The sequence below is a fragment of the Novosphingobium marinum genome (assembly GCF_013408095.1).
Taxonomy (GTDB): domain Bacteria; phylum Pseudomonadota; class Alphaproteobacteria; order Sphingomonadales; family Sphingomonadaceae; genus Novosphingobium; species Novosphingobium marinum.
In genome coordinates this window covers 61,491-87,923 of record NZ_JACBZF010000003.1, presented here as the reverse complement: position 1 = coordinate 87,923, position 26,433 = coordinate 61,491, and the positions used below count along the sequence as shown (strand labels likewise).

Here is a 26,433-nt window from a genome sequence, read left to right as displayed (position 1 = left end):
GTCAGAAGCTCCAGCGCTTGGCCGCGGCGAATTCCGAGAGGACCGGGATACCGATTTCGGCAAGCGGCAGCAGCGCGACGTGACCACCCGACTTGCGCCCGGTGGCGAGGCGGGTGACGCCTCGCAGCACGAGGCCCGTCACGATGCGTCCGTCATCCGCCAGGCGGCCGGCAAGCGTTTCGGGAAGCTCCTCGATCGCTCCGTCCACGATGACGAGCGAGTATCCACCCTCCCCGGTCGCGGATTTCGCCTCCGACGGCGCGACGGCGTCGAGCGAGCCGACCATCGGCCGCAGCAATTGCGCCAGATAGCCCTTGCCGTCGCCGACGAGCAGCGCCTTGTCGCCTTCCACCGGCGCGGCTTCGGAAAGCATCTTGCCCTGGACCAGCGGGGCAGCGAGATAGCGGCCGTCACCCAGCGGGATCGCCCGGTCGATATAGGCGGCGGAACGGAATTCGGCAGGCACGAATTCCTCGCGCGGGACGCGGGCCATGGCGCCCAGGACCCACGGCTCGTTCACGCCGCTCGGACGAAGCTGGCTGTCGATCATCGCGCGCCTTGCCGCGTCGAACTTGGCGGAGGGTCGGTCCTCGGTTGTCATCATCGTGCGCAATTTCCTCATGGCCTGCCGCAATGCAATGGAAGCCGGGCAGTCCGACAATGTCCCTGAATTAAAGCAGCGTCTAAGCCAATGCGGCAAACTCGCCAAGCGCTTTGACCAAATCGCCTTCGCAAGCCTATGGGAGCGTCGCATTTGAACAACGCTGCAGGAGCGAGACCAGCATGGGCGAAATGGTCGTCATTCGCGAGGATGACCTTGTCGAGAGCGTCGCCGACGCACTCCAGTACATCAGCTACTACCATCCGATGGATTACATCCGCGCGCTCGGCGAGGCGTATGAAGCCGAGGCAGGGCCGGCGGCCAAGGACGCCATTGCGCAGATCCTGACCAACAGCCGGATGTGCGCCGAGGGCCATCGCCCGATCTGCCAGGACACCGGCATCGTGAATGTCTTCGTCAGATGGGGACAGGATTGCCGGCTGGAATCGGACCGATCGCTGCAGGAGGTCGTCGACGAGGGCGTCCGGCGCGCCTACGCCAATGCCGAGAACAAGCTTCGCGCATCGGTTCTTGCCGACCCGGCGTTTACGCGCCGCAACACGAAGGACAACACGCCGAGCGTGCTCTCGGTCGAGATGGTGCCGGGAAGCAAGGTCTCCGTCGACGTCGCGGCCAAGGGTGGCGGCAGCGAGGCGAAGTCAAAATTCAAGATGATGAACCCGTCCGACAACATCGTCGACTGGGTCCTCGAGATGCTGCCGCAGATGGGTGCAGGGTGGTGCCCGCCCGGCATGCTCGGCATCGGCATCGGGGGCACCGCCGAACACTGCGTCAAGCTTGCCAAGCAGAGCCTGATGGACCCCATCGACATGGGACAGCTCAAGGCGCGCGGCCCGCAGAACGACATCGAGGCGCTGCGCATCGAGATCTTCGACAAGGTCAATGCGCTCGGCATCGGTGCGCAGGGGCTGGGCGGCCTTTCGACCGTGCTCGACGTCAAGATCCTCGACTGGCCGTGCCACGCGGCGAACAAGCCCGTCGCGATGATCCCTAACTGCGCGGCAACCCGCCACGCGCACTTCACGCTCGACGGTTCGGGCCCGACCTATCTGGAGGCTCCCGACCTTGACGCCTGGCCCAAGGTCCAGTGGACGCCGAGCAAGGAAGCCAGACGCGTCGATCTCGACACGCTCACCGCAGAGGATGTGAAGAGCTGGAAGCAGGGTGACCGGCTTCTCCTCAACGGCAGGATGCTGACCGGCCGCGATGCCGCGCACAAGCGCATTCAGGACATGCTGGCCAAGGGCGAGGAACTTCCCGTCGATTTCCGTGGCCGGGTCATCTACTATGTCGGCCCCGTCGACCCCGTGGGCGACGAGGTGGTCGGTCCGGCCGGTCCTACCACCGCGACCCGCATGGACAAGTTCATGGACATGATGCTCGGGCAGGGCCTTCTCGCCTGTGTCGGCAAGGCCGAACGCGGGCCCGCCGCGACTGAGTCGATTGCAAATCACGAGTCGGCGTACCTGATGGCGGTGGGCGGCGCCGCCTATCTCGTGGCGCGTGCGATCAAGTCCGCGAAGATCGTCGGCTTCGAGGATCTCGGGATGGAAGCGATCTACGAGTTCGAAGTCAGGGACATGCCGGTGACCGTAGCAGTCGATTCAGAAGGGCAGAACGTCCATCGCCTCGCCCCCCGGCACTGGCAGGACAGGATCGCGAAGGAAAAGCTTCTGGCGGACTGATCGCCGTGCGAGTGGGGGTGTCGGAGCGGGGCAACAGGCGTTCGACGAACCGTTGACGCTGTTCTACCAACTTGCTGGCCATCGAGGGCTCCGCCGCGCTATCCGGGCCGGATGACCGATCACTCCTCATCCCCGCCGGTCCCGGCGAGGCTTGTCCTTGGATCGATAGCCGGACTCTGGATCTGCTACTTCGTGCTGGCGACCCTGCGCGGCGCGCTGGTCGGCTTCGAATTCACCTGGCCCGTTGTTTCCCGCCGCCTGGTCGTGACGATCGCGTCGATGGCGGTGACGGCCTCGCTCTGGCCGCTGCTTCGAATGCTCGACCCGCGGCCCTTCTGGGTCAAGGCGGTCGCCATCGCGCTGGGCGCATTTCCGGCGTCGCTGCTCCTTGCGGCAGTCAATCAGGCGGCGTTTGCCGATCTGGAACCCGACGAAATCGTATCTCCCGAAGAAGGCATGCAGGACATCCGCATCCGCCGGGACGAGGCCGGCAACGTGCTGGTCGACCTTCCGCAGTTGCCGAGCCCGCCTGCTCCGCCCGAACCCCCTGCTCCGGGCGCGGCACAGGCCGAGAGCGGGCGCGAGACGCGCGTCATCACGTCTACCGGCAAGGACGGCAAGACTGCCCGGGTCATCATCTCGGACGAAACCGATTCGGGCGAAAAGAAGTGGGCCGCACTCAGCGATCTTGCTTCGGGACGCTACTTCCTGCTGCTTGCCTGGGCAGCGATCTACCTTGCGCTCGTGAAGGGTGAGCAGGCGCGCATCGCCGAGCGCCGCGAAGGCGAGCATCGTCGCGCCGCCGCCGCCGCCGAGCTTCGCTCGCTGCGCTACCAGGTCAATCCGCACTTCCTGTTCAACACGCTCAATTCGCTGTCCGCGCTGGTGATGACCGGGAAGAAGGACGCTGCTGAGACGATGATCCAGACGCTGTCGTCGTTCTACCGCCGCACGCTGTCGGGCGACCCGACCGGGGACTCGCGCCTCGACGAGGAAATGGCTCTGCAACGCCTCTACCTCGATGTCGAATCGGTGCGGTTTCCCAACCGGCTGAAGTGCGAGATCGATGTGCCGGACGACCTGGCCAGCGCCCTTGTGCCCGGCATGATCCTGCAACCGCTCGTCGAGAACTCGGTGAAGTACGCTGTCGCCCGCAGCCGGGAGCCCGTGACCATCGCGATCTCGGCGCGTACCGAGAGCGGCTGGCTGATCATCGATGTGCGAGACGACGGGCCCGGCGTTTCGGAGGAGGCGGGTCACGGCTTCGGGATCGGCCTTGCGAATGTGCGCGATCGCCTGAGGGCCCGCTTCGGCAGCGATGCAACGCTGGACACCGGGCCCGCCGATGGCGGAGGATACCGCGCCACGCTGCGCATGCCGTTGGAGTTCCATCGTGACTGAACCACTCAGAACCCTGATCGTCGACGATGAGCCGCTCGCCGTCGAAAGATTGCAGATCGTCTGCGCCGGCCTCGAGAATCTTTCCATCGCCGGCACTGCGAACGACGGCGCGGCGGCGCTGCGCCTGATCGACGCGCTTTCCCCCGACCTCCTGCTGCTCGACATGACTATGCCGGAACTGGACGGCCTTTCGGTTGCGCGCGCGCTTGCCAGGAAGGACAAGGCGCCGGCGATCGTCTTCGTGACTGCGCACGACAATTTCGCGGTCGAGGCCTTCGATCTCGATGCGGTCGACTACGTGCTCAAGCCCGTTTCGCCCGACCGGCTCGACCGGGCAATCCAGCGTGTCCTCGCGCGGCGCAGCGGCAAGGCGGTCGAGGCCGACGAGTGGCTGCGCGAATTCTGGGTGCCGCACCGATCGGAGTTGCTGCGTATCGCGGCAAGCGACGTGAAGCAGATCGACGCCGAGCGCGACTACGTCAGGCTGCACACCGACAACGGCAGTTTCCTGCTCCTCCAGACCATCGCGGGGCTCGAGGAGCGGCTGGACCCCGAACAGTTCATCCGCATTCACCGATCCACGATCCTGCGGCGCAATCACATCAAGGGCTTGCGGCACGAGGGGCTGGGCGTCTGGTGCGTCGAGACCGAGGACGGCGATGCACTGCGTATCGGACGGACCTATCTTTCCAACGTCAAAAAAATGGCGGGCCGTTAGGAAACGGCCCGCCTCAGTTTTTCCGGGTCTTGGTTAGGACCGCGAAACCCGTCTTCATCCGCCCAGCCGGGCATCGTCGACGAGCTTCGCCATATGTCCGCGGGCCTGGACCGAAACCGACTTGTAGCAACGTACAGCGTCGGACGACCTGAGCCGCGAACCCGTGGGGATCTCGTCATAGCCGCAGGCTTCGCGGGCAGCGCGGTCGAGGCGCTTCTCGAGCGACTTCTGGCCGGCGGCAGTGTTGAGATCGAGGTCGTGATAGGTGACGGTGACGTCCTTGGCGTGCGCGGTTGCGCCGGTGAGGACGAGGCCGATGGCGGCGACACTAAGCGTGGCGAGTGCGAAAGGGGTGCTCTTCATGATCGTTTCCTCCTGTAAGAGCGGCCTGTGCTGGCCGGCTCGATGAGGACTTTCTGCCTCGCATCGCTGCATCGTGCAGCCGCTGGTCGACAGTTGCGCATTCTCGCTCGACTAGGGAAAGACCCGTTGGACGAACGACTTGGGGCGCCGATCAACGGCCGATAATGGCCGACGAACGACACTCATTACGGTGCCTCGCGGATCATTATGGAGGGACGATTCGCTATGGCCGGGTCCGAAGCGGCTGGTTAATTGGTCCGCCATTGCCTACATTGACGGCGCACGATGGCCATCCTCATGCTCTTCGTCCTCGGCGTCGCCAACTTTGCCATGCACAAGGCAGTGCTCGAAAGCGGGCATCCGCTTCTGGGCAGGATGCCTTGGTTCTTTCACATGCTGAACGGTCGGATAAGTCTTGCAGTCGAATTTCTCATGCTTCTGGGCGCCATGCTGCTCGTCGCTTCCGGTTCCACCGGATGGGCGTGGGGCTACGCGCTCTATTCGGGAGCAAACGGGCTCTCGGCATGGCTGATACTGACGCATCGCGTCTAGGCGGGAACCGCGAAAGGGCCGAGGGATTTCAGCAGCGTATGTTGTGCGAACGAACCGTCTGGCTGGCCTATAACGAGGCGAGCGGCAGCAATTCCGAAGATGCGCACGCCGAGCTCGACGCGGCATTCGGCGATGCGACATGCACCGTCGCGCGCAAGATCGGCTTTCCCGACGAATCGGTTCCCACCGCCGACGAACTCGACGAGGCCGGCATCGACCTGCTGGCCGTCTTTGCGGGCGACGGCACGATCAATTCGGTGGTGACCAGTCTCTACGGCTGGCAAGGGGCGATCCTGGTCCTGCCGGGCGGGACGATGAACCTGCTTTCCAGGCGGCTGCACGGCGATGCCGGACCATGCGACATCGTGCGCCGCGTTGCGGACGGCAAGGGCACGAGGAAGCGACCGACGGTCGTCCGCTCGCGGCTCGGAGACGGGCTGACGGGTGTGCTTGCCGGCCCCGGAACAGCGTGGAACGACGTGCGGGAAGCGATGCGCGCAACCGATCTTGCGGGGATGATCGAACATGCCGCCGAGGCGATCGGGGAATCGACGGCCGGAGCGATGGTCGAATGTCGCGACCCGATCATCGGCCGCAGGAAGGGATACCCGCTCATCATGATGTCGCCCACCGGGGAGGGTCTGGACATCGAAGGCTATTACGCCGTATCGATCGGCGACTTCGCCAAGCAGGGCTTCGCACTTCTGCGCCGCAATTTCCGCGAAGGTCCGCACGAGCGCCTCGGCCTGCTGCCGGGAGTGACGGTGGCAAGTCCCGATGGAAACGGGATGGGATTGCTGATCGACGGCGAACCTGCCGACAGCGCTTCGGAAGAGCGGTTCGAACTGGCCCGCTGCGGGGTGGACCTCGTCGCCACGGTCGACGATGCCTGAAATCGCTGCGAACACAGACGCGGTGAAGCTGTTCCACGTGAGCGACATCCATTTCGGCCTCGAGGACCGGCGGGCGCTTGGCTGGGTCGAGCAATGCATTGCAGACGAGGCTCCCGATGCCGTCGCGATCACCGGCGATCTTACCATGCGCGCCCGATCGCGCGAGTTTGCCGCGGCCTGTCGCTGGATTACCGGCCTCGACGCGCCGGTGACGGTCGAGATCGGCAATCACGACCTGCCCTATTTCAACCCGATCGAGCGCTTCTTCGATCCCTACAAGCGCTTCCGCGCGATCGAGAACCTGATCGAGCGCGAGATCGATCTCGGCAGCGTGGCGATCGTGCCGCTGAAGACCACGGCACGCGCGCAGTGGCGCCTCAACTGGTCGAAGGGATGCATTACCCGCCCGGCGCTGAAAAAGACCCTGCGACTGATCGACCAGTTGCCCAGGGGTACGCGCGTACTGGTCACTGCGCACCACCCGCTAGTCGAGGTCGGCACGCAGGGAACCGCGCTGACCACGCGCGGAGAAAAGGCGCTCGAGGAGCTTGCGCGCCGGAACGTGATCGCCGTCCTTACCGGCCACGTGCACGACCCGTTCGATCTCGTGAAGCAAACCGCCTGCGGACCGATACGCATGATCGGGGCAGGCACGCTTTCGCAGCGGATCCGGTCGACGCCGCCCAGCTTCAACGAAATTACCATCGAGGGCAGGGACGTCAGGGTCGACGCCCGCAACCTCGCCCACGTACAGACGCGCGACATGCAGATCGGGGACGTTCCGGAAAATGCGATGCCGCCGAGAGAACCCGGCGAGCCAGTTGCGCCCGTGCATGCGGTACCGCCCGTCGATCCCCCGGTTCACTGACACAGGTAGCGGCGAGGCAATCAGTAGTCGTGGTCGACCGTCCCGATGCCGTTGATCGTGCTCTTGAGCGTCTTGGGCCTGGCATGAAGCGAAATCGATCCCGCGCCCGAAATGGAGGCATCGACTATCCCGCTTGCCGCAATGTCGATGTCTCCGACGCCGTCGATGCGCACCGTGGCGTCACCGGCCCGCATGTCGGCGAGGTCGATGTCGCCCGCGCCCTCGGTCCGGACATAGAGCTTGCCCACCTTGCCCGTACCGTCGAGCTCGACCGCCCCGCGCGAGACAATGGACAGCGCCGGCTGGTCGAGATCGGCCAGCTCGACATCGCCCGGGGCGTCTAGTTCCAGTCCGGCGATTTGCGGCGCGACGATGGTGATGTCGAGGCCGTGGCGCAGGTTCTTCATCGACTCGGTCAGCGACAGCTTGCCGTCGGTCCAGTCGAGCGCCTCTACCGCTTCCTTCGGACCCTCGACGATCATCTTCGTCTCTTCGCCGCGGGTGAAGCGCAGCTCGGCGGGAACCGAGAGTACCAGGGTGCGCGAGCCATCGTAGGCAAAGCTGCGTTGCGAAACGGGTCCGTCGTACTCTTCGCCGATGTTCCAGTTCACGCCTTCGCCGTCGCGGATGCTGGCGCGCAGCTCCTCTCCTCCGGCAATCCAGGCGAGGGCGAGGGCGACGATGCCCAGGACGATCCCGCTGGCAAATACGATAAGCAGTTTGCGGATCATGTCTTCCTCCTTCAGCCTTCGGAGTGGATCGCGGGTTCGATGACCCGGTAATGGAGCCGCCCGAACCAGACGAGCGCGTTGACGATGCCGATCGTGGCGATCAGCAGGAGGGCGGTGAGCGCGACGGCGATGGCCATCATGCCGAGGCCGCCGAACATCGCGGTCAGTATCCCCCCGGGGAATGCCGAGAACGGTCCCACGATGAGGATGAAGCCACCCGCGACGAACACGAAGAACATCGCGAGGTAGAGGCCGATCACGACGCCGAGCGCGGGCAGGATGATCGGCAGCAGCACAAGGATGTCGAGCGCGCCGAGTCCGAGCAGGGCGACGATCGCGGTCCAGGCCGACGAGGGGGAGCGCACGTCCTCCCAACGGCGGAATCCGGCTTCGAGCTTTAGTTCGCGGGCAAGGCGGGCGGGGTCTCCCAGCGCCTCGGCGACTTCCTCCTCGGACCGGCCTTCGTCGGCCGCGGCCTCGAAGTGCGCGGCGTAATCGGCCACGATGTCTTCGATCGCCTCGGGCGGCAGGCCTTTCAGGCCGTGGCGCAGGCGCTTCAGGAATTCGTCACGCTTCATGGTGTCCCTCCGTATTCTCGGCAGGTGCCGCGCCTTCGGCGATCAGGCCTTCGACCGAAGCCGTGAAGGCGCGCCAGTCGGCAAGCTGGGTATCGAACCGGTCGCGCCCGGCATCGGTCAGCCGGTAATACTTGCGCGGCGGCCCGGAACGGGATTCCTCGAGATAGGTCTCGACAAGGCCGTCGGACTGCATCCTCCGCATGAGCGGGTAGATCGTCCCTTCGCCCATATCGACGGCGTGGGCGAGCTTGCTCGCGATCTCGTAGGCGTAGCTGTCGTGTCGCTGCAGCAGCGCCAGGACGCACAGTCCGAGCACTCCCTTCTTCAGCTGGATTTCTATTCCGTCGGGCACGAATCACCTCCTGCTCTCGAGGACAGGATATACTGCAAGGTACTGTGTAACGCAAGGTACCATGTTATAAATGGTTATGGCTGTCGCAAGGTAGCTTGCAATGCTCTGCCGCCGTTCGCATTTTTCCTTTGCCGCAACGCAAAAGGGGCCGCGGTTTCCCGCGACCCCTTCGATCCGAATCGGACGGTGTCTGTTGCGCGAATCAGCGCTTCGAGAACTGGAAGCTCCGGCGGGCCTTGGCGCGGCCGTACTTCTTGCGCTCGACGACGCGGCTGTCGCGGGTCAGGAACCCGGCTGCCTTGACCGCGCTGCGCAGCGCCGGTTCGTACTTGGAAAGCGCCTGAGCGATGCCGTGCTTCACCGCCCCGGCCTGGCCCGAAAGGCCACCGCCGGTCACGGTGCACACGACGTCGTACTGGCCCGCACGGCCCGCAACCTGGAACGGCTGGGCGATGACGAGGCGCAGCGTCGGGCGCGCGAAGTAGACTTCCTGATCGCGGCCGTTGACCGTGATCTTGCCGCTGCCGGGCTTGAGCCAGACGCGCGCGACGGCGTCCTTGCGGCGTCCGGTCGCGTAGGCGCGGCCCTGCGCATCGAGCTCCTGATCGCGGAGCGGAGCAGCCGGCTGCTGCGGCTCATTCGGGGTTTCGGTCGCCTCGGGGGCGTCGCCGGTCAGGTCCTTGAGATCGGACAGGCTCTGGACGGTATCGTTGTCGGACATCAGGCGCCCACCTTGTTCTTGCGATTCATGGAAGCGACGTCGAGCGTCTCGGGCTGGTTGCCGGCGTGCGGATGGTCGGTGCCCGCATAGACATGCAGCGCCTTCATCTGAGCACGGCCGAGCGGACCGCGCGGGATCATGCGCTCGACCGCCTTTTCGATCACGCGCTCTGGGAAACGACCCTCCAGGACCTTGGCAGGCGAAGTTTCCTTGATGCCGCCGGCATAGCCGGTGTGCTTGTAGTACCGCTTCTCGTTGAGCTTGTTGCCGGTGAAGCGGACCTTGTCTGCATTGATGACGACGACGTGGTCACCGCAATCGACGTGTGGCGTGAAGCTCGGCTTGTGCTTGCCGCGCAGCAGGTCGGCGATGATCACCGCGACGCGGCCGACGACGAGATTCTCGGCATCGATGAGATGCCAGTTCTTTTCCACCTCGGCCGGCTTGATCGACCGGGTGACCTTGGTGAGCGCCTTCATGGCTGGTCATTCCCTTTGTGCATTTGGTACGCGATGCGGAGTCGGGGCACCGCTCCTGCGAAGGCGGCCCAATCGTCCAAAGCCTCCCGCAAGTCAAGCAAAACCGGGCAATGCAGGGGAGGTATAATAATACCGCTCTGGATTTCGTGCGTTATCCGGCACCGACGAGAGTCCATTTCTCTATGCTAGTGCGGCGGCTCTCTCCCGTGTCCGTCACCACCGTGCGGGTCAGGCTCCCGAGCAGGTCGCCATGCTCCTGCGTGCGTGCGGAAATCTCGATCGTGACGGTACCACGCATGTTGCCCGGAAGATTGATGGCCCGTTCCTCATGGCGCGTACCCGCACGAGGACGGAAGAGATCGACCGGCCACCGGGTGTAGCCGGGATTTCGTTCGATGGCGGCGGCAAAGGCGGTAGCCTGCCGTTCGGCCGATGGAGAGAGTCCCAACTCGCGAACTTCCGACTGCACGAAGGCCGCAGCCTTTCGCACGGCGGGAGCCGCCGGACGCGGATCGGATGGCAGGAGAAAGCCCTGGGCATCGAGCCGCAGCGGGAACATGCCGGTATCGGGACGTCGCCGCTCCATTTCCGCCAAAGCGCGCAGGCTTTCGGGCGCATCGACGCTGACGTCGAGGAGTTCCCCGTCGAGCCGGAAGCCGCTTGCCTCGCGCGAGAAGCGGACGGCGTAGCTGCGTCTGAAGACTATTTCCTTCCCGTCGTGCAGCGACTTGCGCAATTCTCGCGTCAGCACGAACTCGCCCTCCGGCGCTATGAACGGTGATCCCACAGCCGCCGGTTGCGGCGGATCGGCCCGGCTCGCCGCTACGGGTACGACGGCGGCGATGCCCGCCAGCAGGATAGCGCGCGAGGTATCCAGGTGGCGACGCGTCACTGCTCGAGTTCCTCCAGCCATGCCAGAGTCGCGGGCGCGCCCTCATCGCACCGCCAGCCGAGGATTGCCGGCTCCTCGTAAGGATGAAGCTCGCCGATGCGTTCGATCGCCTTCCCCAGCAGTGCGGCATTGGTCTTGAACAGCGCGCCGGTCTCGCTCGATTGCTCCCGTTCGCCCTTCCAGCCGAAGATCGAGACCATCTGCGGGATCATGTTGGCGCAGGCGACCAGCTTCTCGTCCAGGAGGACGTTCGCAGCGGTCGACGCACTGCCCATGTCGGGAAACGGACTCCAGACCAGTGCGCCGCAGCGGTTCTCGCTGTCGCTCATGCCCGCCGCCCCAGAGCATGCGCGCCCCATACTGTCGCCGCGACCAGCAGCGCCCCGACGAGCTGGTGCGCCACCGCGATCCACAACGCGACTCCCGACCAGACGGTCGCGATGCCGAGAAGGACCTGCGTACCGAAAGCCGAGTGGACGACGACGGAAACCTTCCGTTGGCCCGCCTTGCGCAACTCGCGGCCCATGACGACGAGCACCGCTACGACGGCCCAGGCCCACCACCTGTGGACGAAGTGCGTCAGGTAAGGGTCCGAAACGAGTGCGTGCAGCGCCCCTTGCGTCCATTCGATGCCTGCTGGCACGAAGCTGCCTTGCATTGTCGGCCAGGCGTCCCAGCTGAACCAGCCCGCGCCCGCGACATATCCGGCGCGCAGGCCCGCGACGAGCGCGCCGAAGAAAAGCTGCAACGCCAGCATCGCCAGGGCAATCGCCGAGAGCAGGGTCACGGTCGACCGGCGCCGCTCCTCCGAAAGCGCCCGAAGGTCGAGCGCGGTCCAGACCACGCCGCCCAGGGTGAGCAGTGCGATCAGGAGATGCGCCGCCAGCCGGAAATGGCTGACCTTTACGTCCTGTGTGAGACCGGACGAGACCATCCACCAGCCGACCGCGCCCTGCAATCCGCCCAGCGCCAGCAGCGCCACCAGCCGCGGTTTGTATCCTTCGGGGATGCGCTTGCGAATCCAGAACCACGCCAGCGGGATGGCAAACGCGAAGCCGATGAAGCGCGCCAGCAGGCGGTGCACCCATTCCCAGAAATAGATGAACTTGTATTCGGCCAGGGTCATGCCAGCCGGGCCGTTGACCTCGATATATTGGGGGATCTGCTTGTAAGCCTCGAACTCGGCCTGCCACTGATCTTCGCTGAGGGGAGGGATCGCGCCCGTGACCGGTTTCCATTCGACGATGGAAAGCCCCGATTCGGTCAGCCGCGTGATGCCGCCCACCGCGACGATCAGCACGATCAGCGCGGCAACCGCGAACAGCCAGCGCGAAAGCGCCTGCGCGTCGCGGGCCCTGACGGCCACGGAGCTGGATGTGGGCGACCTCATTATCGGCGCATCCCTGCGGCCAAGTGCCGAAAAGCGCAAGGGCTTAAGTAACCCTCGCTTGAAGCATGTTACAACATAACATACGTAGCACGGTATGCGCCGTACCCTTGCCTCGATTCGGAACCGGCTCGATCGGACGGGTATTGTCCTGTCCGGCCTTTGCGCGGCGCACTGCATCCTCGGCATCGTGCTCGTGTCGCTCGCCGGTCTGGGCGGCGGCATCCTGCTGGCGCCGGAAATCCACGAGATCGGCCTGGCGCTCGCCGTCGCGATCGGGCTCGTCACGATCGGGATCGGGGTCGCCCGGCACAAGCGCCCCGGGCCGCTGCTTGTCGGTTCCGCAGGACTGGCGCTGATGGCGCTGGCGCTGGCTGCGGGACACGGTCTGGAAGAGGCTCTGCTGACCATCGCGGGCGTGGCCCTGGTGGCGAGCGCACATATCGGGAACTTGCGCCACGCGTGTTGAACGCTATCTGCCGGTCATGTCCGCAGAACTTTCCCTGACCGTAAACGGCGATCCACGCCGCGCCCCCGGTGGTGCGAGCGTTGCAGATCTCGTCCGCACCCTCGAACTCGACCCGCAGAAAGTGGCGGTGGAGCGCAACGGCGCGATCGTGCCGCGCTCGACGCTCGAAGACGTCTCGCTCGAGGAGGGCGATACGCTGGAGATCGTCCACTTCGTCGGCGGGGGCCAGGATGCTGTCGCGCCAGACCAAGATAGCTGGTCGGTCGCGGGCCATACCTTCCGGTCGCGGCTGATCGTCGGCACCGGCAAGTACAAGGACTTTGCGCAGAATGCCGCCGCGCTCGAGGCGAGCGGCGCGGAGATCGTCACCGTCGCGGTGCGCCGGGTCAACGTTTCGGACCCCAAGGCGCCGATGCTGACCGACTTCATCGATCCGAAAAAAACCGTCTACCTGCCCAATACCGCCGGCTGCTTCACGGCCGATGAGGCCGTGCGCACCTTGCGGCTGGCGCGAGAGGCGGGCGGCTGGGATCTCGTGAAGCTCGAAGTGCTGGGCGAGGCGCGGACGCTCTATCCCGACATGCGCGAAACGCTGCGCGCGACAGAGCAGCTTGCGGGCGAAGGCTTCAAGCCGATGGTCTACTGCGTCGACGATCCCATCGCGGCGAAGCAACTGGAAGAGGCGGGCGCGGTCGCGATCATGCCGCTGGGCGCGCCGATCGGTTCGGGCCTCGGCATCCAGAACCGGGTGACGATCCGCCTTATCGTAGAGGGCGCGAGCGTCCCGGTGCTCGTCGATGCGGGCGTCGGAACGGCATCGGACGCGGCAGTCGCGATGGAGCTGGGCTGCGACGGCGTGCTGATGAACACCGCCATCGCCGAGGCGAAGGATCCCATCCGCATGGCGCGCGCCATGAAGCTGGCTGTCGAAGCGGGCCGCGATGCCTACCTCGCCGGACGCATGGGCATTCGCAAGTATGCCGACCCGTCGAGTCCGCTTTCCGGAATGATCTGACCCGCTTGACGGCGATCCCGGCAAGCATGCCTAACCATGGTTAACGCGATGGTAACTTCGCTGTGGTGATCTGTGTCCTGCCGGGAAAGTCCGGCGGACACAGGGGGCAAGGGTCATGCCGGCCACGGGTACTGCATCGCTGACGATCAACGAACTGCGCGAATTTGCAAGCTTCACCGCCGCCGAACAGCGCTACATCAGGCGCAGTCTCGATATCGGGCTGGGGCGCCAGGATGCCTTCAAGCTCTGGGCGCGCGATCGTGACGAGATGGCGTCGATCCGATCGCAGTACGTCGCCTATCGCGATCTCAAGGCGCTGCGCGGCGAGATGCCCGATGACATCGGCTTCGACGGTCTCGATCCCTTTATGGGCCGCCTGGCGAAGATGACCGCGTTCGACCTGGCGCAGGAGCGGCTCGAGTGCTTCTCTTCCTACCGGTTCCTCTACGAACGGCTGATCGGCGCGCGCGTCCGGCCCTGGCTGCCCGCCGCGTTCTGCGGAGCGGCAGCGCTGCCGCAGATTCGGCCCGACCGCCGCAAGGTCCTGCTTCATTCGATCAGCGAAGCCGCAGCCACCGCGCCCGGCTGGTCGGATCGCGAACCCTGCTTCTATCCGGAATTCATCGAACGCGAGGCCGCCTGAGCGCTCTCAGAGCCTGAAAGAAACGAAATCGAGGATCTCGGCGGCGATATTTGCCTCGCAGCAGGATTCGATGCCTTCGAAACCCGGCGAACTGTTTGCCTCGCAGATCTTGTAGCCGTCGCCGTCGAAGAGCAGGTCGATGCCTGCGATGTCGAGGCCGAGCAGCCGCGCGCTTTCGAGGGCGAGCCATTCGGCGTCGCGGTCCGGCTTGAACGGTTTTACTTCCCCGCCGATGCTGAAGTTGGCCTTGAAGCTCCCGTTCGTCGCCTGCCGTTCCATCGCCGCGACGACCCGACCGCCGATGACCAGCATGCGGATGTCGCGCCCGCGGCTGTCGGCTATGAATTCCTGGAAGATCAGGTTCGCGTTCGACTGCGTAGCGCGCACCAGTTCCATCAGGTCTTCGAAGTTCTGGCGCGTTTCGCAGAGGAACACTCCGCTGCCCTGGCTTCCGCTCAGGGTCTTGACGACGACCGGGAACCCCAGTGCGCGCTCGACGAGGCTGACGTCGATCGGGAACTTGGCCAGCATGGTCTTGGGGATCGGCAACTTGGCGCGCGACAGGAGCTGGTGGGTGTATAGCTTGTCCCGGACCGTCTCTATCGAAAGCGAGGTGTTGAATGTCGGTACGCGCAAGCGCTCCAACTGGCGGATGACGGAAAGCGCGAAGTAGGTCGTGCCTGCTCCCATACGGGGAAGCAGGACGTCGGGCAAAGGAGCCACCGCAGCATCGACCATCACGCTTCTGGCACTGTCGGCCGTTACCAGCAATTCGAACTGTTCGGGCCTGAAGACCTCAATCTCGTGGCCTTTGCGGCCGCCGATCTCGATGAAACGATTGATCTCGTAAGCCTCGGGCTTCAGTCCCGCGGCGCAATCCTTGTAGAGAATCCAGACTTTCATCGCGCGCTTTCAGCAAGTGAAGAGCGCGCGATTAGCGCGTGTTGAAGTCAGTTGCGCGACGCTCGCATCACAGGAACGTCAGCTGCGGTAAAGCCCGTCCAGGCGTTGGCCGTAACGCTCCTTGAGCATGTGCCGGCGAATCTTGAGGCTGGGCGTCATTTCCTTGTTTTCTATCGAGAAAGGCTCGTCTGCAAAAGTGAACTGGCGGACCTTTTCGACGACGGAAAGGTCGCCGTTGACCCGATCAATCGCGGTACGAACGGCCGCCCGGAATTCGGGGATTTCCTGAAGGCGCGCGATGTCGCGCTCCTTGCCGTTCTGCCCGGCCCATTCGAAGGCCCATTCCTCGTCGGGCACGACGAGGCCCACGACGTAGGGCCGCCTGTCGCCCGCAACCATCGCCTGCGCGATCTCGGGCTGGAGGGTAAGCATCGATTCGACCTTCTGCGGCGACACGTTGTCACCCTTGTCGTTGACGATCATGTCCTTCTTGCGGTCGGTAATGACGATCCGGCCGCGCTCGTCGAAATGACCCACGTCGCCGGTGTGCAGCCAGCCGTCCTTGAGCGTGCGGCTCGTCTCGGCCTCGTTGTTCCAGTATCCGTGCATGACGAGTTCGCCGCGCACCAGGATCTCGCCGTCCTCGGCGATCCGCGCCTCCACGCCTCGCAGGGGCTGGCCAACGGTCTCCATCCGCAATCCGGCGCGCGGTCTGTTGCAGCTTATCACCGGCGCCGCCTCGGTCTGGCCGTAGCCCTGCAGCAAGGTGAGGCCCATCGAATCGAAGAATATGCCGATTTCCGGGTTTAGCGGGGCTCCGCCGGACACGAGCGCCTTCAGCCGTCCGCCGAACTTCCTGCGGATCTTGGGGCGCAGCGAAGCGTCGAGCAGCAGGTCCATCGGCTTGTCGAGCAATCGCTTGCGTCCCTCGGCTTCGCGACCGCCGAGCTCGATCGCCCGGTCCATGAGATAGCTTGGCAGGGCGCCCTGCTTCTTGACCTGCTTCATGATCCGGGTGCGCAGCACCTCGAACAGGCGCGGCACCACGACCATGATGGTGGGCCGCACTTCCTCGATGTTTGCCGCGAGTTTCTCGAGTCCCTCCGCGTAGTAGATCTGGCCACCAAGTCCGATTGGCAGGAATTGCCCGCCGGTATGCTCGTAGGCATGGCTGAGCGGCAGGAAGGAGAGGAAAACCTCGTCCTGCCAGCCGAAGTCCTCCTCGATGATCTCGGCGCAGCCAGCCACGTTGCACAGGATCGCGCCGTGATGCTGGCGAACGCCGCGCGGCGAGCCCCCGGTACCGCTGGTGTAGATGATGCAGGCGAGGTCATCCCGCCCGATTGCCTCCAGACGAGCCTCTACGCTGGCCCGCGCGCCGGCGGCATCGCCTTCGGTCAGCTTCGACCACTCCTGGAAAGCGAAGCTGCCTTCCTGGCTGTGGCGCAAGGCTTCGAAGCCAATCAGGTGCTCCGCGCTCCCGGTGCGCAGCATCGCCGGGATCAGCGGCTGCGCCAGTTTGGCCGTCGAGACGATCACGGCCCGCGCGCCCGAATTGTCGAGGATATGCTGGTGGTCGCGTTCGGTATTGGTGGTGTAGGCAGGCACCGTGACGCATCCTGCCGCCATGATCGCCAGGTCGGCAAGGCACCATTCGGGCCGGTTCTCGGAAACGAGCATCACGCGGTCGCCATCGCCGAGACCCAGCGCGCGCAGCGATTCGGCGGCGATGCAGACCTTTCGCGCGGCTTCCGCCCAGCTTGTCGAAGACCATTGCCCGTCGTGTTTGGCCCAGAGCATCGGGCTTTCGCCGCGCAGGTCCGCACGTTGCAGAAACAGCGAAACCAGGTTCCGCGCCGTATCGAAGTCGGTCACCTGCATCCGCTGAACTCCTCTCCCCGGGTGCCCGAGGTCTAGGGCGGCTATTCCGCGACTGCAACGCCTTCGCTGCGCGGATCGCCGGTGCCGACCGGCCGGCCGTCGACCACCTCGATGGCGTTCAGCTTGAGGGGAAGTTCTCTCACTACAATGCGCTCATGGCCCATCGCTTCCAGCGCGGCCTTCATCGGCTCGAGCGCGCTTCCTTCCTCGATGTAGACGGTTTCGCCGGGAGCGAAGGCAACCGGCAGCGCCACGGCTTGCGCCACCGGCATCTTCCAGTCGAGCACGCCGATCAGCACGCGCGCGACCTGCACGGGAATGGTTGTGCCGCCAGCCGCGCCGACGGCGATCAGCAGCTTGCCGTCCGGCCCGTAGACCAGCGTCGGCGCCATCGAGCTGCGCGGACGCTTCCCGCCCTCGACCCGGTTCGCGACCGGGATACCGTCTTTTTCGGGGACGAAGCTGAAATCCGTCAGTTCGTTGTTGAGATAGAACCCGCCCGCCATGATGCCCGACCCGAAAGGCCCCTCGACCGTCGACGTATAGCTTACGACGTTGCCGGCGCGGTCCATGGCCACGAAGTGCGAGGTTCCGGACTCCTCCGGGCCCTTTCCGGGTACGAGGTCCGCCGGCGCGCCGGCGGGCTTGCCGTGCGATACCGAGGGCATGGCCCTGTCTTCGTCGATCAGCGCGGATCGCTGCGCGAGATATGCTGGATCGATCAGCCCTTCGACGGGCACGCCGACGAAGTCCGAATCGGCCAGGTACTGCCCGCGGTCCGCATAGGCGAGGCGCTGCGACTCGATGAACAGATGCCATGCCTTCGGCGAATCGGCGCGCAACGATGCCATGTCGAAGCGTTCGAGCTGGCCCAGCATCGCCAACACCGTTGTCGCCCCCGAAGACGGCGGCCCCATCCCGCAAATGCGATAGATCCGGTAGTGTCCGCAGACGGCGGGTCGCTCGAAAACCCGGTAGGCCGCGATGTCCGCTCGTGTCATCGCAGCTTCGCGCGGTGTTTCGGCCGCGACTTTTTCGGCAATCTCGTCCGCCAATGCGCCGTTGTAGAACCGCCCTATCCCGTGTCGCGCGATCGTTTCGAGGGTCTGCGCAAGCTGCGGGTTCGCAACCCGCGTCCCCACGGGTAGCGGCTCGCCCTCTGCATCGAAGAATAGCGATGCTCCCAGCGGATCGTGCGCCGCGTTATCCTTGCGGCGGGTGAGGTAATCGTTGAATCGCGGGGTGATCGCCCAGCCATCGCGCGCCAGGCGGATCGCCGGCCCGAACAGGGTCTCCCACGCAAGGTTTCCGTGCCGGACATGCGCTTCGCGGGCGAGCGCGAGGTTGCCGGGAACGCCTACCGAAAGACCGCTAAGCACCGCCTGCCTGAACGGAAGCGGCTTTCCGGCTTCATCGAGGAACCAGTCCTGTGTCGCTCCGGAAGGTGCGGTCTCGCGTCCGTCGAGGGTCATTACCGTGCCGTCGGGGGCACCGTGAACGTAGAATCCGCCACCGCCGATGCCAGAACTCTGCGGCTCGACGACGGTCAGGGCGAGCATGGTCGCGATGGCGGCGTCGGTCGCGCTTCCGCCCATGCGCAGCATCTCGGCACCTGCCTCGGCCGCGCGCGGATCGGCGGCGCTGACCATGCCGCGTTCGTATGCGGGTGCCGCTTGCGGATGGGGAAGGGGGAGCGAAGCGCAACCGCCGACGGCGAGCGCGGCTGCCAACGGCGTCAGGAACGTGCGGAACATCGCGGTCACGCTATTCGGTTCCGATCGCCTCTGCAACGGATGCGAACCCGTCACGCAGCATCAGGCGCTCGAGGCCCCGGGCGATCTGCTTCGCGATCCCCGGACCTTCGTAGACCATCGCGCTGTAGAGCTCGACGAGGCTCGCTCCCGCCCGGATGCGCGCCCAGGCATCCTCGGCCGTCGCGATGCCGCCGACGCCGATGAGCGGCAGTTCGCCCCCCGTTGCCTTGCGGAAGTCGCGCAGGCGCTGCTGAGCAAGGTCGCGCAGGGGCGCGCCCGACAGGCCACCCGCTTCGTCGGCATGGCGGGAGCGCAGGGCGGGGCGGGAAATCGTGGTGTTCGATACGACGAGCGCTCCGATCCTGCGGTCAAGCGCGGTGCGCGCGATCGCGTCGATGTCAGCGGGCTCCAGGTCGGGCGCAACTTTCAGGAAAACCGGCGGACCCGCGCCGCCGCGCGCCTGCAGGACCGCGTCGAGCAGGTCGCCGAGCGCCCTCTCGTCCTGCAGCGCCCGCAAGCCGGGAGTGTTGGGGCTGCTGACGTTGACCGTCAGGAACGAGCCGAGCGCGGCCATCCGCGCCGCCATCTTCGCATAGTCCGCGATGCGGTCGGTCGAGTCCTTGTTTGCCCCGATGTTTATGCCGACGATCCCCGGCCTGCCGCGTCGCGACTCCAGACGGGCGGCGGCGCAATCCGCTCCCGAATTGTTGAAGCCCATGCGATTGATGACTGCACGGTCCTCGACGAGCCGGAACAGGCGCGGCCTCGAATTGCCCGACTGCGGAAGCGGCGTGATCGAGCCGACCTCGACGAAACCGAAACCGCGACCGAGAAGGGCGTCGGGCACCTCGGCATCCTTGTCGAATCCGGCGGCGAGCCCGACCGGGTTGGGAAAGTCGATGCCGGCGACCTCCACGGAAAGCGGGCCGCCCGGCCGCTGCGGCTTCCCGGCGGGCAGCAGCTTGAGCGCGGAGATGGCGAGCCGGTGCGCGGGCTCCGCATCGAGCGTGAAAAGCGCGGGGCTGATCAGGGAATAGAGCATTCCCGGCCGATAGCGGTCGCAAGCTGCCGGCTCAATCGGCAACCTCGATGGCGCCGGCGGCGATGGCGACAGCGATCTATTTTCGAACTCTCCGCCGGGTGTCGCTTTTTTACAATTAACGAATCGCTGCGCGCCCTATCCAGCCCTTGCGACCCGAAGGGCTCGGTGCAAATCTCGCTCCGGGTTCTCTACTTTCAAGGCGGTTTCCGGCGCTTTTGCGCAGGGGACCGCCTTTTTTCTTTGTCTGGCGCTTGCGAGAGCGCATCGCCCGCACTAGGTGGAAACCGGAACGAATTACTCCGATTTAAGCCAGGGCAAGGACCCGAACCCGAATGCGCCTATCCAGCATGGCAGATTACGCCGTCGTCGTGATGGCGGCCGCCAGCCGTCACTGCGGCGCTGCGCGTGTATCGGCGGGTCAGCTTTCCGAGGAAACCGGCCTGCCCGCTCCGACCGTGCAGAAGATCGTGACCCGCCTGACGAGCGCGGGCCTGTTGCGCTCCTCGCGCGGGGTGGGCGGCGGCCTGAAGCTTGCCCGACCCGCCGCGGCGATCACGCTTGCCGACATCGTCGAGGCAGTGGAAGGTCCCATCGCGCTGACCGCCTGCATCGAGCAGGGGCGCGCGGAGTGTACGCTGGAGGAAGCGTGCGCGATCAGGCCCCACTGGCCGATCGTCAACGAGGCGCTGCGCGGCGCCCTTGCGAACGTACCGCTGACAAAGCTTGCAGAAACGGCGAACTGAATGACCGACAGACCGATGACATCCGAAGCCGACGCGCGCGACCCGCAGGCCGGCGAATCGCAGGTAAAGGACCGCGAAGCGCGCGAGGCCGCCGCCCGCGCCGCCGAGTACGAGCACGGCTGGTCCGCCGATATCGAACAGGAGTTCGCGCCCAAGGGTCTCAGCGAAGACACCGTGCGCTTCATTTCGGCCAAGAAGCAGGAGCCGGAATGGATGCTCGAATGGCGGCTGAAGGCCTTCCGCCTCTGGCAGGACATGATCGCGCCCGACTGGGCAAAGCTCAACGTGCCGCCCATCGATTACCAGAACGCGTATTACTACGCTGCGCCCAAGAAGAAGGAAGCGATCAAGTCCCTCGACGAGGTCGATCCGGAAATCCTGCGCGTCTACGAGAAGCTCGGCATCCCGCTCGAGGAGCAGAAAGTCCTCGCGGGCGTCGAGGGCGCGCGCAAGGTTGCGGTCGACGCGGTGTTCGATTCGGTGTCGGTGGCCACGACCTTCCGCAAGGAACTCGAGCAGGCGGGCGTCATTTTCCTGTCGATCTCCGAGGCGATCCGCGCGCACCCCGAGCTTGTGCGCAAATGGCTCGGCAAGGTGGTTCCCCAGAAGGACAATTACTTCGCCACCCTCAACAGCGCGGTTTTCTCGGACGGAACCTTCGTCTGGATACCCGAAGGCGTGCGCTGCCCGATGGAGCTTTCGACCTACTTCCGCATAAATGCGGAAAATACTGGCCAGTTCGAGCGGACGCTGATCGTGGCCGAGAAGGGCAGCTACGTCAGCTACCTCGAAGGGTGCACCGCGCCGCAACGCGACGAGAACCAGCTTCACGCCGCCGTGGTCGAACTGGTCGCGCTCGAAGATGCGGAGATCAAGTACTCGACGGTACAGAACTGGTACCCCGGCGACAGCGAGGGCAAGGGCGGGATCTACAATTTCGTCACCAAGCGCGGTCTCTGCCAGGGCGCACGCTCGAAGATATCGTGGACACAGGTCGAAACCGGCTCTGCGGTGACCTGGAAGTATCCCTCCTGCGTGCTCAACGGCGAGGATTCGGTCGGCGAGTTCTATTCGGTCGCGGTGACCAACAATTTCCAGCAAGCCGATACCGGCACCAAGATGATCCACAACGGGCGCGGCAGCCGCTCCACGATCATCTCGAAGGGTATCTCCGCCGGCAAGTCCAACAATACCTATCGCGGCAAGGTGGCGGTCGCGGCCAATGCCGACGGAGTTCGCAATTTCACCCAGTGCGATTCGCTGCTGCTCGGCGATGAATGCGGCGCGCATACCGTACCTTACATCGAGGTGAAGAATCCGGGCGCACAGATCGAGCACGAGGCGACCACCTCGAAGATCAGCGATGACCAGCTGTTCTACGCGATGCAGCGCGGCCTCGACACCGAGGAGGCGGTCGCACTCATCGTCAACGGTTTCGCCAAGGACGTCATGCGGCAGCTGCCCATGGAATTCGCAGTGGAAGCGCAGAAGCTGCTCGCCATCTCGCTGGAAGGGAGCGTGGGGTGACCGAGCGCAAGACTCTCCAGCTTCGCGATCCGTCCGAAAGCGATACGGCGCCTGCCATCAGGAAAAAGGGCAGGGGTTGGGAAATTTCGGAGAAGCGCCTCGACGCGATCCACGACCGTGCGCGCGCCATGCGGCGTGAGCCGACGCCCGCGCACCAGGCACTGGCCGAGCGCTTCGCCAAGGCCGACCTCGGCCGCTACACGTTCAAGCGGCACGCTGTGATCGGCTCGGCGATCGTCGATTTCGGCTGCCACAACCTCGGCATGGCGATCGCCATCGACGAGGAAGGGCAGGACGACCAGATTGCACGCCGCCGCGACAAGAGCCTGGAAGCGGTGGGCATCCGCGTGATGCGGATCAGGGCCAGCGACATTCTCGAGGACATGGACGCCGTCCTGCACCGGATCACGGCGGGAATGCGCATGCGCATCGCCGACAAGCAGGAAGCGCGCCGCAGGCACAACGCAAGCCGCCCGCGCAGGAACGCACCAGACGAGCAGACACACAGGAGCACCGATGCTCAAGATCGATAATCTCACCGCCGAAGTCGACGGCAAGCCGATCCTCAAGGGCCTAGCGCTCGAAGTCGGCGCGGGCGAGGTCCATGCCATCATGGGTCCCAACGGCGCCGGGAAGTCGACGCTGTCTTATGTGCTGGGCGGGCGTCCCGGCTACGAAGTCACCGGCGGTTCGGTGAAGCTTGCCGGGGTCGACCTGCTCGAGCTCGAGCCGCATGAGCGCGCTTCGCTCGGCCTGTTTCTCGGCTTCCAGTACCCGGTCGAAATCCCGGGCGTCTCCTTTGTCCAGTTCCTGCGCGAGGCGGTGAATGCCCAGCGCAAGGCGCGCGGCGAGGAAGCCTATTCGGGCGGCGAGTTCCTCAAGGTGGCGAAGGAAAAGGCCGGCCTGCTCCGCCTCGACATGGACATGCTCAAGCGACCGGTGAACGTGGGCTTCTCCGGCGGCGAGAAGAAGCGGGCCGAGATGGTGCAGATGGGCATCCTCGATCCGAAGTTCGCGGTTCTCGACGAGACCGACAGCGGCCTCGACATCGATGCGCTGCGCGTCGTCGGGCAGGGCATCAACGAAATCATGCGCGAACCCGGCAAGGGCGTGCTGCTCATCACGCATTACCAGCGGCTGCTCGAATACGTGCAGCCCGACAAGGTGCACGTCCTGGCCGACGGCCGGATCGTGAAGTCGGGCGGACCGGAACTGGCGCAGCGGCTCGAGGACGAAGGCTACGAGGCGGTCACGGCGTGAGCGAGGTAGCGACCGTACCCACCACCCGCGACGAAGACTGGCGCTATGCCGACGGCGACTATCTCGCCGCCGCCGGTGCCGAGGCGCTGGCGCGCTGGCGCACGATCGAGGTCGCTCCGGGAGAGACCGAGCGCAATTGCGAGGTCCGCCTGTCGGGTCCCGAGGCTTCCGGTTTCGTCGACAGGCTGCGCGTGCATGTCGGCAAGGGCGGGCGCTACGAACATTTCGCGACCATCGCGGCAGGCCGCTATGCACGCATCGAGATCGAAGTGACGCTCGATGAAGGCGCGCATTTCGAATTCGGCGGAGTGACGCTCGGCGGTGGCGACAAGCGGCAGGAATTCGTGACCCGCACGATCCACGCGGCTCCGAATTGCACGTCGAACCAGGTCGTCCGCGCGGTCCACTGGGGACGCTCGGTCGGTAATTTCCTCGGCCGGATCGAGATTCCGCAGCATTCGCAGAAAGTCGACGCTGCGCAGAATTTCCGCGCGATCCTTCTCGAAAAAGGAGCAAGCGCCAACGCCAAGCCCGAACTCGAGATTTTCGCAGACGACGTGAAGGCCGCCCACGGCGCGGCCATCGGCGCTCTCGACGACCGCGCTGCGTTCTACATGGCATCGCGCGGTATTCCGCCCGAAGTCGCGCGCAAGCTTCTGGTCCGCGCTTTCGTCGCCGATGCATTCGATTCGGTCGAGGACGATGCCACGCGCGACGATCTCGTCGAGCGGACGCTCGCGCAACTCGACGAGGCAGCGGTATGACGACCGGCACAATGACCAGTCGCGCCGACTTTCCCGGCATGCTGACGCCGGAAGGCCAGCCGTGGCACTATCTCGATACTGCGGCGACCGCGCAGAAACCGCAGGCGGTGATCGATACCGTCGCGCGCAAACTCGGCGCGGATTACGCCACCGTCCATCGCGGCGTCTACGGGCGCTCGGCGGAAATGACGCTCGGTTTCGAGGCGGCACGCCGCACGGTGGCGGACTTTGTCAACGCCGACGAAAACGAGATCGTTTTCACGCGCGGAGCGACTGAGGCCATCAATCTCGTCGCACAAAGCTGGGGCTCAAGTCAGCTTGAGGTTGGCGACCGCATCCTCCTTTCCGAGCTCGAGCACCATTCGAACATCGTGCCATGGCAGCTGCTACGCGACCGGAAAGGCATTGAAATCGACGTTTGCCCGATTACCGACGATGGCTTGATCGACCTTGATGCCGCCGAAGCGATGCTGACGCCCAGGCACAAGCTCGTCGCGTTCGCGCACGTGTCGAACGTCCTCGGCTCGGTCCTCGATGTGGAGCGCGCGGTGTCGCTGGCGCATGGCGTGGGAGCGAAAATCCTGCTCGACGGATGCCAGGCCGCGCCGCGCATCGCGCTCGACATGAAGGCGATGGACTGCGATTTCTACGTCTTCTCGGCCCACAAGGTCTACGGGCCGACCGGTATCGGCGCGCTCTGGGCCAAGGCCGACATTCTCGATGCGATGCCGCCCTGGCAGGGCGGCGGCGCGATGATCGACCGCGTCACTTTCGAACGCACGACCTACGCCCCCGCACCCGCGCGCTTCGAGGCGGGCACCCCGGCCATCGTCGAGGCGGTCGGGTTCGCATCGGCCATCGATTACGTCACCGGCATCGGTATCGAACGGATCGAGGCGCACGAGCGCGCCCTGACGCGGACGGCGCGAGAGGAACTGGGGCGGTTCAATTCGCTTCGCCTGTTCGGGCCGGAGGAAGCGGCCGGCATCGTCAGTTTCGAGATCGACGGCGTTCACCCGCACGATCTCGGCACGATCCTCGACGAGGAGAGCGTGGCGATCCGCGCCGGGCACCACTGCGCGCAACCGCTCATGGACCGCCTCGGCGTTCCGGCGACGGCGCGCGCCAGCTTCGGCATTTACAACGACGAAACCGACATCGCCGCGCTGGTTCGCGGGATCGAACGCACCCTGAGGATCTTCGGATGAACGACGAGAAACCCTTCAAGGTCGAGGAAGTGAAGAGCGCCGAAGCACCGCGCCGCGCGCGCGTCGACGATGCCGCTCCGGCCGAGACCGCCAGCGAGAAGCTGGAACGCAAGCGCGACTACCTCGAAGGTTTCCTCGCCGAAAAGCCGCAGGATGTTCCCGGCGGAGAACCGGGTGGCCAGACCTACGAGGCGGTGGTCGCCGCGCTCAAGGAAATCTACGATCCGGAAATTCCGGTCAACATCTACGACCTTGGTCTGATCTACGGTGTGGACGTGTCCGAGGATGGCGAGGCGGTCGTCACCATGACGCTGACCACCCCGCATTGCCCGGTTGCCGAATCGATGCCGGGCGAAGTCGAACTGCGCGTCGCATCTGTGCCCGGCGTGCGCGATGCCGAAGTGAACCTCGTTTGGGATCCGCCCTGGGACATGGGCAAGATGAGCGACGAGGCCAAGCTCGAACTGGGCATGCTGTGACCGACGCGCTCGCTCCCGACCTGACGATCGAGAAGGCCGACTATACCTCGGACCGCGACGGAGCGGCGCTCGTGGCGCTGCTCGACGCCTATGCCCGCGATCCGATGGGCGGCGGCGAGCGGCTCGACGAAAGCGTCAAGGAGCGTCTTGCGCCGGCGCTGGCCGCATTTCCCGGCGCGTTCACGCTGATCGCGCGGGACGGCGACGACGCGGTTGGCCTTGCCAACTGCTTCACCGGTTTCTCGACTTTCAAAGCTCGTCCGATCGTCAACATCCACGACATCGCCGTGGTCCCTGTCCATCGCGGGCGCGGCATCGGCAAGGCGCTGATGAACGCCGTCGAGGGCGAGGCGATCGCGCGCGGCGCCTGCAAGGTCACGCTCGAAGTGCTTTCGGGCAACGAGCCCGCGAAATCGCTGTATGCCTCGCTCGGCTACTCCGCCTATTCGCTGCGGCCCGAGACCGGGACCGCGCAATTCTGGGAAAAGGCCCTCGACTGAGGG

At 65.3% G+C, this 26,433-nt stretch carries 31 protein-coding genes; 17 read left to right on the top strand and 14 right to left on the bottom strand.

Annotated elements, in window-relative coordinates:
* Position 1 precedes the first annotated feature (1 nt).
* Positions 2-604, bottom strand: a complete 603-nt coding sequence (locus FHS75_RS09710) for a protein-L-isoaspartate O-methyltransferase family protein (protein WP_179407537.1) — start codon at positions 602-604, stop codon at positions 2-4.
* A 188-nt stretch (positions 605-792) separates the two neighbouring features.
* On the opposite strand from FHS75_RS09710, the gene FHS75_RS09705 reads away from it, so the two are divergent.
* The 3 genes from FHS75_RS09705 (at position 793) to FHS75_RS09695 (ending at position 4,426) form a co-directional block, all read left to right on the top strand.
* Positions 793-2,307: a fumarate hydratase gene (locus tag FHS75_RS09705; RefSeq protein ID WP_179407785.1), complete on the top strand. Its 1,515-nt coding sequence runs from the start codon at positions 793-795 to the stop codon at positions 2,305-2,307.
* Positions 2,308-2,418: 111 nt separating this feature from the next.
* Positions 2,419-3,708 carry a sensor histidine kinase gene (locus FHS75_RS09700; protein ID WP_179407536.1) on the top strand — a complete coding sequence of 430 codons (1,290 nt, stop codon included), beginning with the start codon at positions 2,419-2,421 and terminating at the stop codon, positions 3,706-3,708.
* Complete coding sequence (locus FHS75_RS09695; protein WP_179407535.1) at positions 3,653-4,426, top strand: LytR/AlgR family response regulator transcription factor; 774 nt, start codon at positions 3,653-3,655, stop codon at positions 4,424-4,426. The genes FHS75_RS09700 and FHS75_RS09695 overlap by 56 nt, the downstream gene beginning before the upstream one ends.
* A gap of 54 nt (positions 4,427-4,480) precedes the next feature.
* Here the strand turns inward: FHS75_RS09695 and FHS75_RS09690 are convergent, their stop codons facing one another.
* A complete protein-coding gene (locus tag FHS75_RS09690) occupies positions 4,481-4,789 on the bottom strand; it encodes a UrcA family protein (protein ID WP_179407534.1) in 309 nt (102 codons plus the stop codon).
* A gap of 285 nt (positions 4,790-5,074) precedes the next feature.
* Between FHS75_RS09690 and FHS75_RS09685 the strand changes: the two genes are divergently transcribed.
* From FHS75_RS09685 to FHS75_RS09675, 3 genes are read left to right on the top strand one after another with little or no spacing between them, the layout of a single operon-like run.
* Positions 5,075-5,341, top strand: coding sequence for a hypothetical protein (locus tag FHS75_RS09685; protein WP_179407533.1), 267 nt, complete (start codon positions 5,075-5,077; stop codon positions 5,339-5,341).
* Positions 5,314-6,234, top strand: coding sequence for a diacylglycerol kinase family protein (locus tag FHS75_RS09680; RefSeq protein ID WP_229735536.1), 921 nt, complete (start codon positions 5,314-5,316; stop codon positions 6,232-6,234). Before FHS75_RS09685 ends, FHS75_RS09680 begins: the two co-directional genes overlap by 28 nt.
* Positions 6,227-7,102, top strand: coding sequence for a metallophosphoesterase family protein (locus FHS75_RS09675; protein WP_179407532.1), 876 nt, complete (start codon positions 6,227-6,229; stop codon positions 7,100-7,102). Before FHS75_RS09680 ends, FHS75_RS09675 begins: the two co-directional genes overlap by 8 nt.
* 20 nt (positions 7,103-7,122) lie before the next feature.
* Here FHS75_RS09675 and FHS75_RS09670 read toward each other — a convergent pair whose 3' ends face one another.
* The 8 genes from FHS75_RS09670 to FHS75_RS09635 all read right to left on the bottom strand — a co-directional run bounded on the left by FHS75_RS09670 (position 7,123) and on the right by FHS75_RS09635 (position 12,245).
* Positions 7,123-7,833, bottom strand: coding sequence for a GIN domain-containing protein (locus tag FHS75_RS09670; protein WP_179407531.1), 711 nt, complete (start codon positions 7,831-7,833; stop codon positions 7,123-7,125).
* An 11-nt stretch (positions 7,834-7,844) separates the two neighbouring features.
* Positions 7,845-8,411, bottom strand: coding sequence for a DUF1700 domain-containing protein (locus FHS75_RS09665; protein WP_179407530.1), 567 nt, complete (start codon positions 8,409-8,411; stop codon positions 7,845-7,847).
* Positions 8,401-8,763: a PadR family transcriptional regulator gene (locus FHS75_RS09660; RefSeq protein ID WP_179407529.1), complete on the bottom strand. Its 363-nt coding sequence runs from the start codon at positions 8,761-8,763 to the stop codon at positions 8,401-8,403. The genes FHS75_RS09665 and FHS75_RS09660 overlap by 11 nt, the downstream gene beginning before the upstream one ends.
* A gap of 202 nt (positions 8,764-8,965) precedes the next feature.
* Positions 8,966-9,484: a 30S ribosomal protein S9 gene (gene rpsI, locus FHS75_RS09655; protein ID WP_179407528.1), complete on the bottom strand. Its 519-nt coding sequence runs from the start codon at positions 9,482-9,484 to the stop codon at positions 8,966-8,968.
* A complete protein-coding gene (rplM, locus tag FHS75_RS09650) occupies positions 9,484-9,963 on the bottom strand; it encodes a 50S ribosomal protein L13 (RefSeq protein WP_179407527.1) in 480 nt (159 codons plus the stop codon). Before rplM ends, rpsI begins: the two co-directional genes overlap by 1 nt.
* Positions 9,964-10,114: 151 nt before the next feature.
* Positions 10,115-10,855, bottom strand: coding sequence for a hypothetical protein (locus FHS75_RS09645; protein ID WP_179407526.1), 741 nt, complete (start codon positions 10,853-10,855; stop codon positions 10,115-10,117).
* Positions 10,852-11,184, bottom strand: coding sequence for a divalent-cation tolerance protein CutA (gene cutA, locus FHS75_RS09640; protein WP_179407525.1), 333 nt, complete (start codon positions 11,182-11,184; stop codon positions 10,852-10,854). The genes FHS75_RS09645 and cutA overlap by 4 nt, the downstream gene beginning before the upstream one ends.
* Positions 11,181-12,245, bottom strand: a complete 1,065-nt coding sequence (locus tag FHS75_RS09635; protein ID WP_179407524.1) for a COX15/CtaA family protein — start codon at positions 12,243-12,245, stop codon at positions 11,181-11,183. Before FHS75_RS09635 ends, cutA begins: the two co-directional genes overlap by 4 nt.
* Before the next feature lie 94 nt (positions 12,246-12,339).
* Here FHS75_RS09635 and FHS75_RS09630 point away from each other — a divergent pair, with 94 nt between their 5' ends.
* The 3 genes from FHS75_RS09630 (at position 12,340) to FHS75_RS09620 (ending at position 14,369) form a co-directional block, all read left to right on the top strand.
* Positions 12,340-12,711, top strand: coding sequence for a MerC domain-containing protein (locus FHS75_RS09630; protein ID WP_179407523.1), 372 nt, complete (start codon positions 12,340-12,342; stop codon positions 12,709-12,711).
* 16 nt (positions 12,712-12,727) lie between these two features.
* Entirely contained in the window at positions 12,728-13,726 is a 999-nt protein-coding gene (gene thiS, locus FHS75_RS09625) for a sulfur carrier protein ThiS (protein ID WP_179407522.1), read from the top strand.
* Between the two features lie 115 nt (positions 13,727-13,841).
* On the top strand, positions 13,842-14,369 hold the full coding sequence (locus tag FHS75_RS09620) for a hypothetical protein (protein WP_179407521.1): 528 nt from the start codon (positions 13,842-13,844) through the stop codon (positions 14,367-14,369).
* 6 nt (positions 14,370-14,375) lie between these two features.
* Here FHS75_RS09620 and FHS75_RS09615 read toward each other — a convergent pair whose 3' ends face one another.
* The 4 genes from FHS75_RS09615 to FHS75_RS09600 form a co-directional block, all read right to left on the bottom strand.
* On the bottom strand, positions 14,376-15,272 hold the full coding sequence (locus FHS75_RS09615) for an ATP-grasp domain-containing protein (protein WP_179407520.1): 897 nt from the start codon (positions 15,270-15,272) through the stop codon (positions 14,376-14,378).
* 78 nt (positions 15,273-15,350) lie between these two features.
* The gene (locus tag FHS75_RS09610) at positions 15,351-17,153 is read right to left on the bottom strand and encodes an AMP-dependent synthetase/ligase (RefSeq protein WP_179407519.1); all 1,803 of its coding nucleotides are present in this window, start codon (positions 17,151-17,153) and stop codon (positions 15,351-15,353) included.
* Between the two features lie 41 nt (positions 17,154-17,194).
* The gene (gene ggt, locus FHS75_RS09605) at positions 17,195-18,907 is read right to left on the bottom strand and encodes a gamma-glutamyltransferase (protein ID WP_179407783.1); all 1,713 of its coding nucleotides are present in this window, start codon (positions 18,905-18,907) and stop codon (positions 17,195-17,197) included.
* A 10-nt stretch (positions 18,908-18,917) separates the two neighbouring features.
* Positions 18,918-19,949, bottom strand: a complete 1,032-nt coding sequence (locus FHS75_RS09600; protein ID WP_179407518.1) for a quinone-dependent dihydroorotate dehydrogenase — start codon at positions 19,947-19,949, stop codon at positions 18,918-18,920.
* A gap of 332 nt (positions 19,950-20,281) precedes the next feature.
* On the opposite strand from FHS75_RS09600, the gene FHS75_RS09595 reads away from it, so the two are divergent.
* Genes FHS75_RS09595 through FHS75_RS09560 form a run of 8 tightly spaced genes read left to right on the top strand, consistent with a single transcriptional unit; the run spans position 20,282 to position 26,430 of the window.
* Entirely contained in the window at positions 20,282-20,692 is a 411-nt protein-coding gene (locus FHS75_RS09595; RefSeq protein WP_179407517.1) for an SUF system Fe-S cluster assembly regulator, read from the top strand.
* A gap of 15 nt (positions 20,693-20,707) precedes the next feature.
* Positions 20,708-22,219, top strand: coding sequence for a Fe-S cluster assembly protein SufB (gene sufB / locus FHS75_RS09590; RefSeq protein ID WP_179407782.1), 1,512 nt, complete (start codon positions 20,708-20,710; stop codon positions 22,217-22,219).
* Positions 22,216-22,752, top strand: coding sequence for an endonuclease domain-containing protein (locus FHS75_RS09585; RefSeq protein ID WP_179407516.1), 537 nt, complete (start codon positions 22,216-22,218; stop codon positions 22,750-22,752). The genes sufB and FHS75_RS09585 overlap by 4 nt, the downstream gene beginning before the upstream one ends.
* A complete protein-coding gene (sufC, locus tag FHS75_RS09580; RefSeq protein ID WP_179407515.1) occupies positions 22,736-23,479 on the top strand; it encodes a Fe-S cluster assembly ATPase SufC in 744 nt (247 codons plus the stop codon). The genes FHS75_RS09585 and sufC overlap by 17 nt, the downstream gene beginning before the upstream one ends.
* Positions 23,476-24,243, top strand: coding sequence for a SufD family Fe-S cluster assembly protein (locus FHS75_RS09575; protein WP_179407514.1), 768 nt, complete (start codon positions 23,476-23,478; stop codon positions 24,241-24,243). Before sufC ends, FHS75_RS09575 begins: the two co-directional genes overlap by 4 nt.
* Positions 24,240-25,451: an aminotransferase class V-fold PLP-dependent enzyme gene (locus FHS75_RS09570; RefSeq protein ID WP_179407513.1), complete on the top strand. Its 1,212-nt coding sequence runs from the start codon at positions 24,240-24,242 to the stop codon at positions 25,449-25,451. Before FHS75_RS09575 ends, FHS75_RS09570 begins: the two co-directional genes overlap by 4 nt.
* Positions 25,448-25,930 carry an SUF system Fe-S cluster assembly protein gene (locus FHS75_RS09565; RefSeq protein ID WP_179407512.1) on the top strand — a complete coding sequence of 161 codons (483 nt, stop codon included), beginning with the start codon at positions 25,448-25,450 and terminating at the stop codon, positions 25,928-25,930. The genes FHS75_RS09570 and FHS75_RS09565 overlap by 4 nt, the downstream gene beginning before the upstream one ends.
* Positions 25,927-26,430: a GNAT family N-acetyltransferase gene (locus tag FHS75_RS09560; protein ID WP_229735535.1), complete on the top strand. Its 504-nt coding sequence runs from the start codon at positions 25,927-25,929 to the stop codon at positions 26,428-26,430. Before FHS75_RS09565 ends, FHS75_RS09560 begins: the two co-directional genes overlap by 4 nt.
* Positions 26,431-26,433 lie beyond the last annotated feature (3 nt).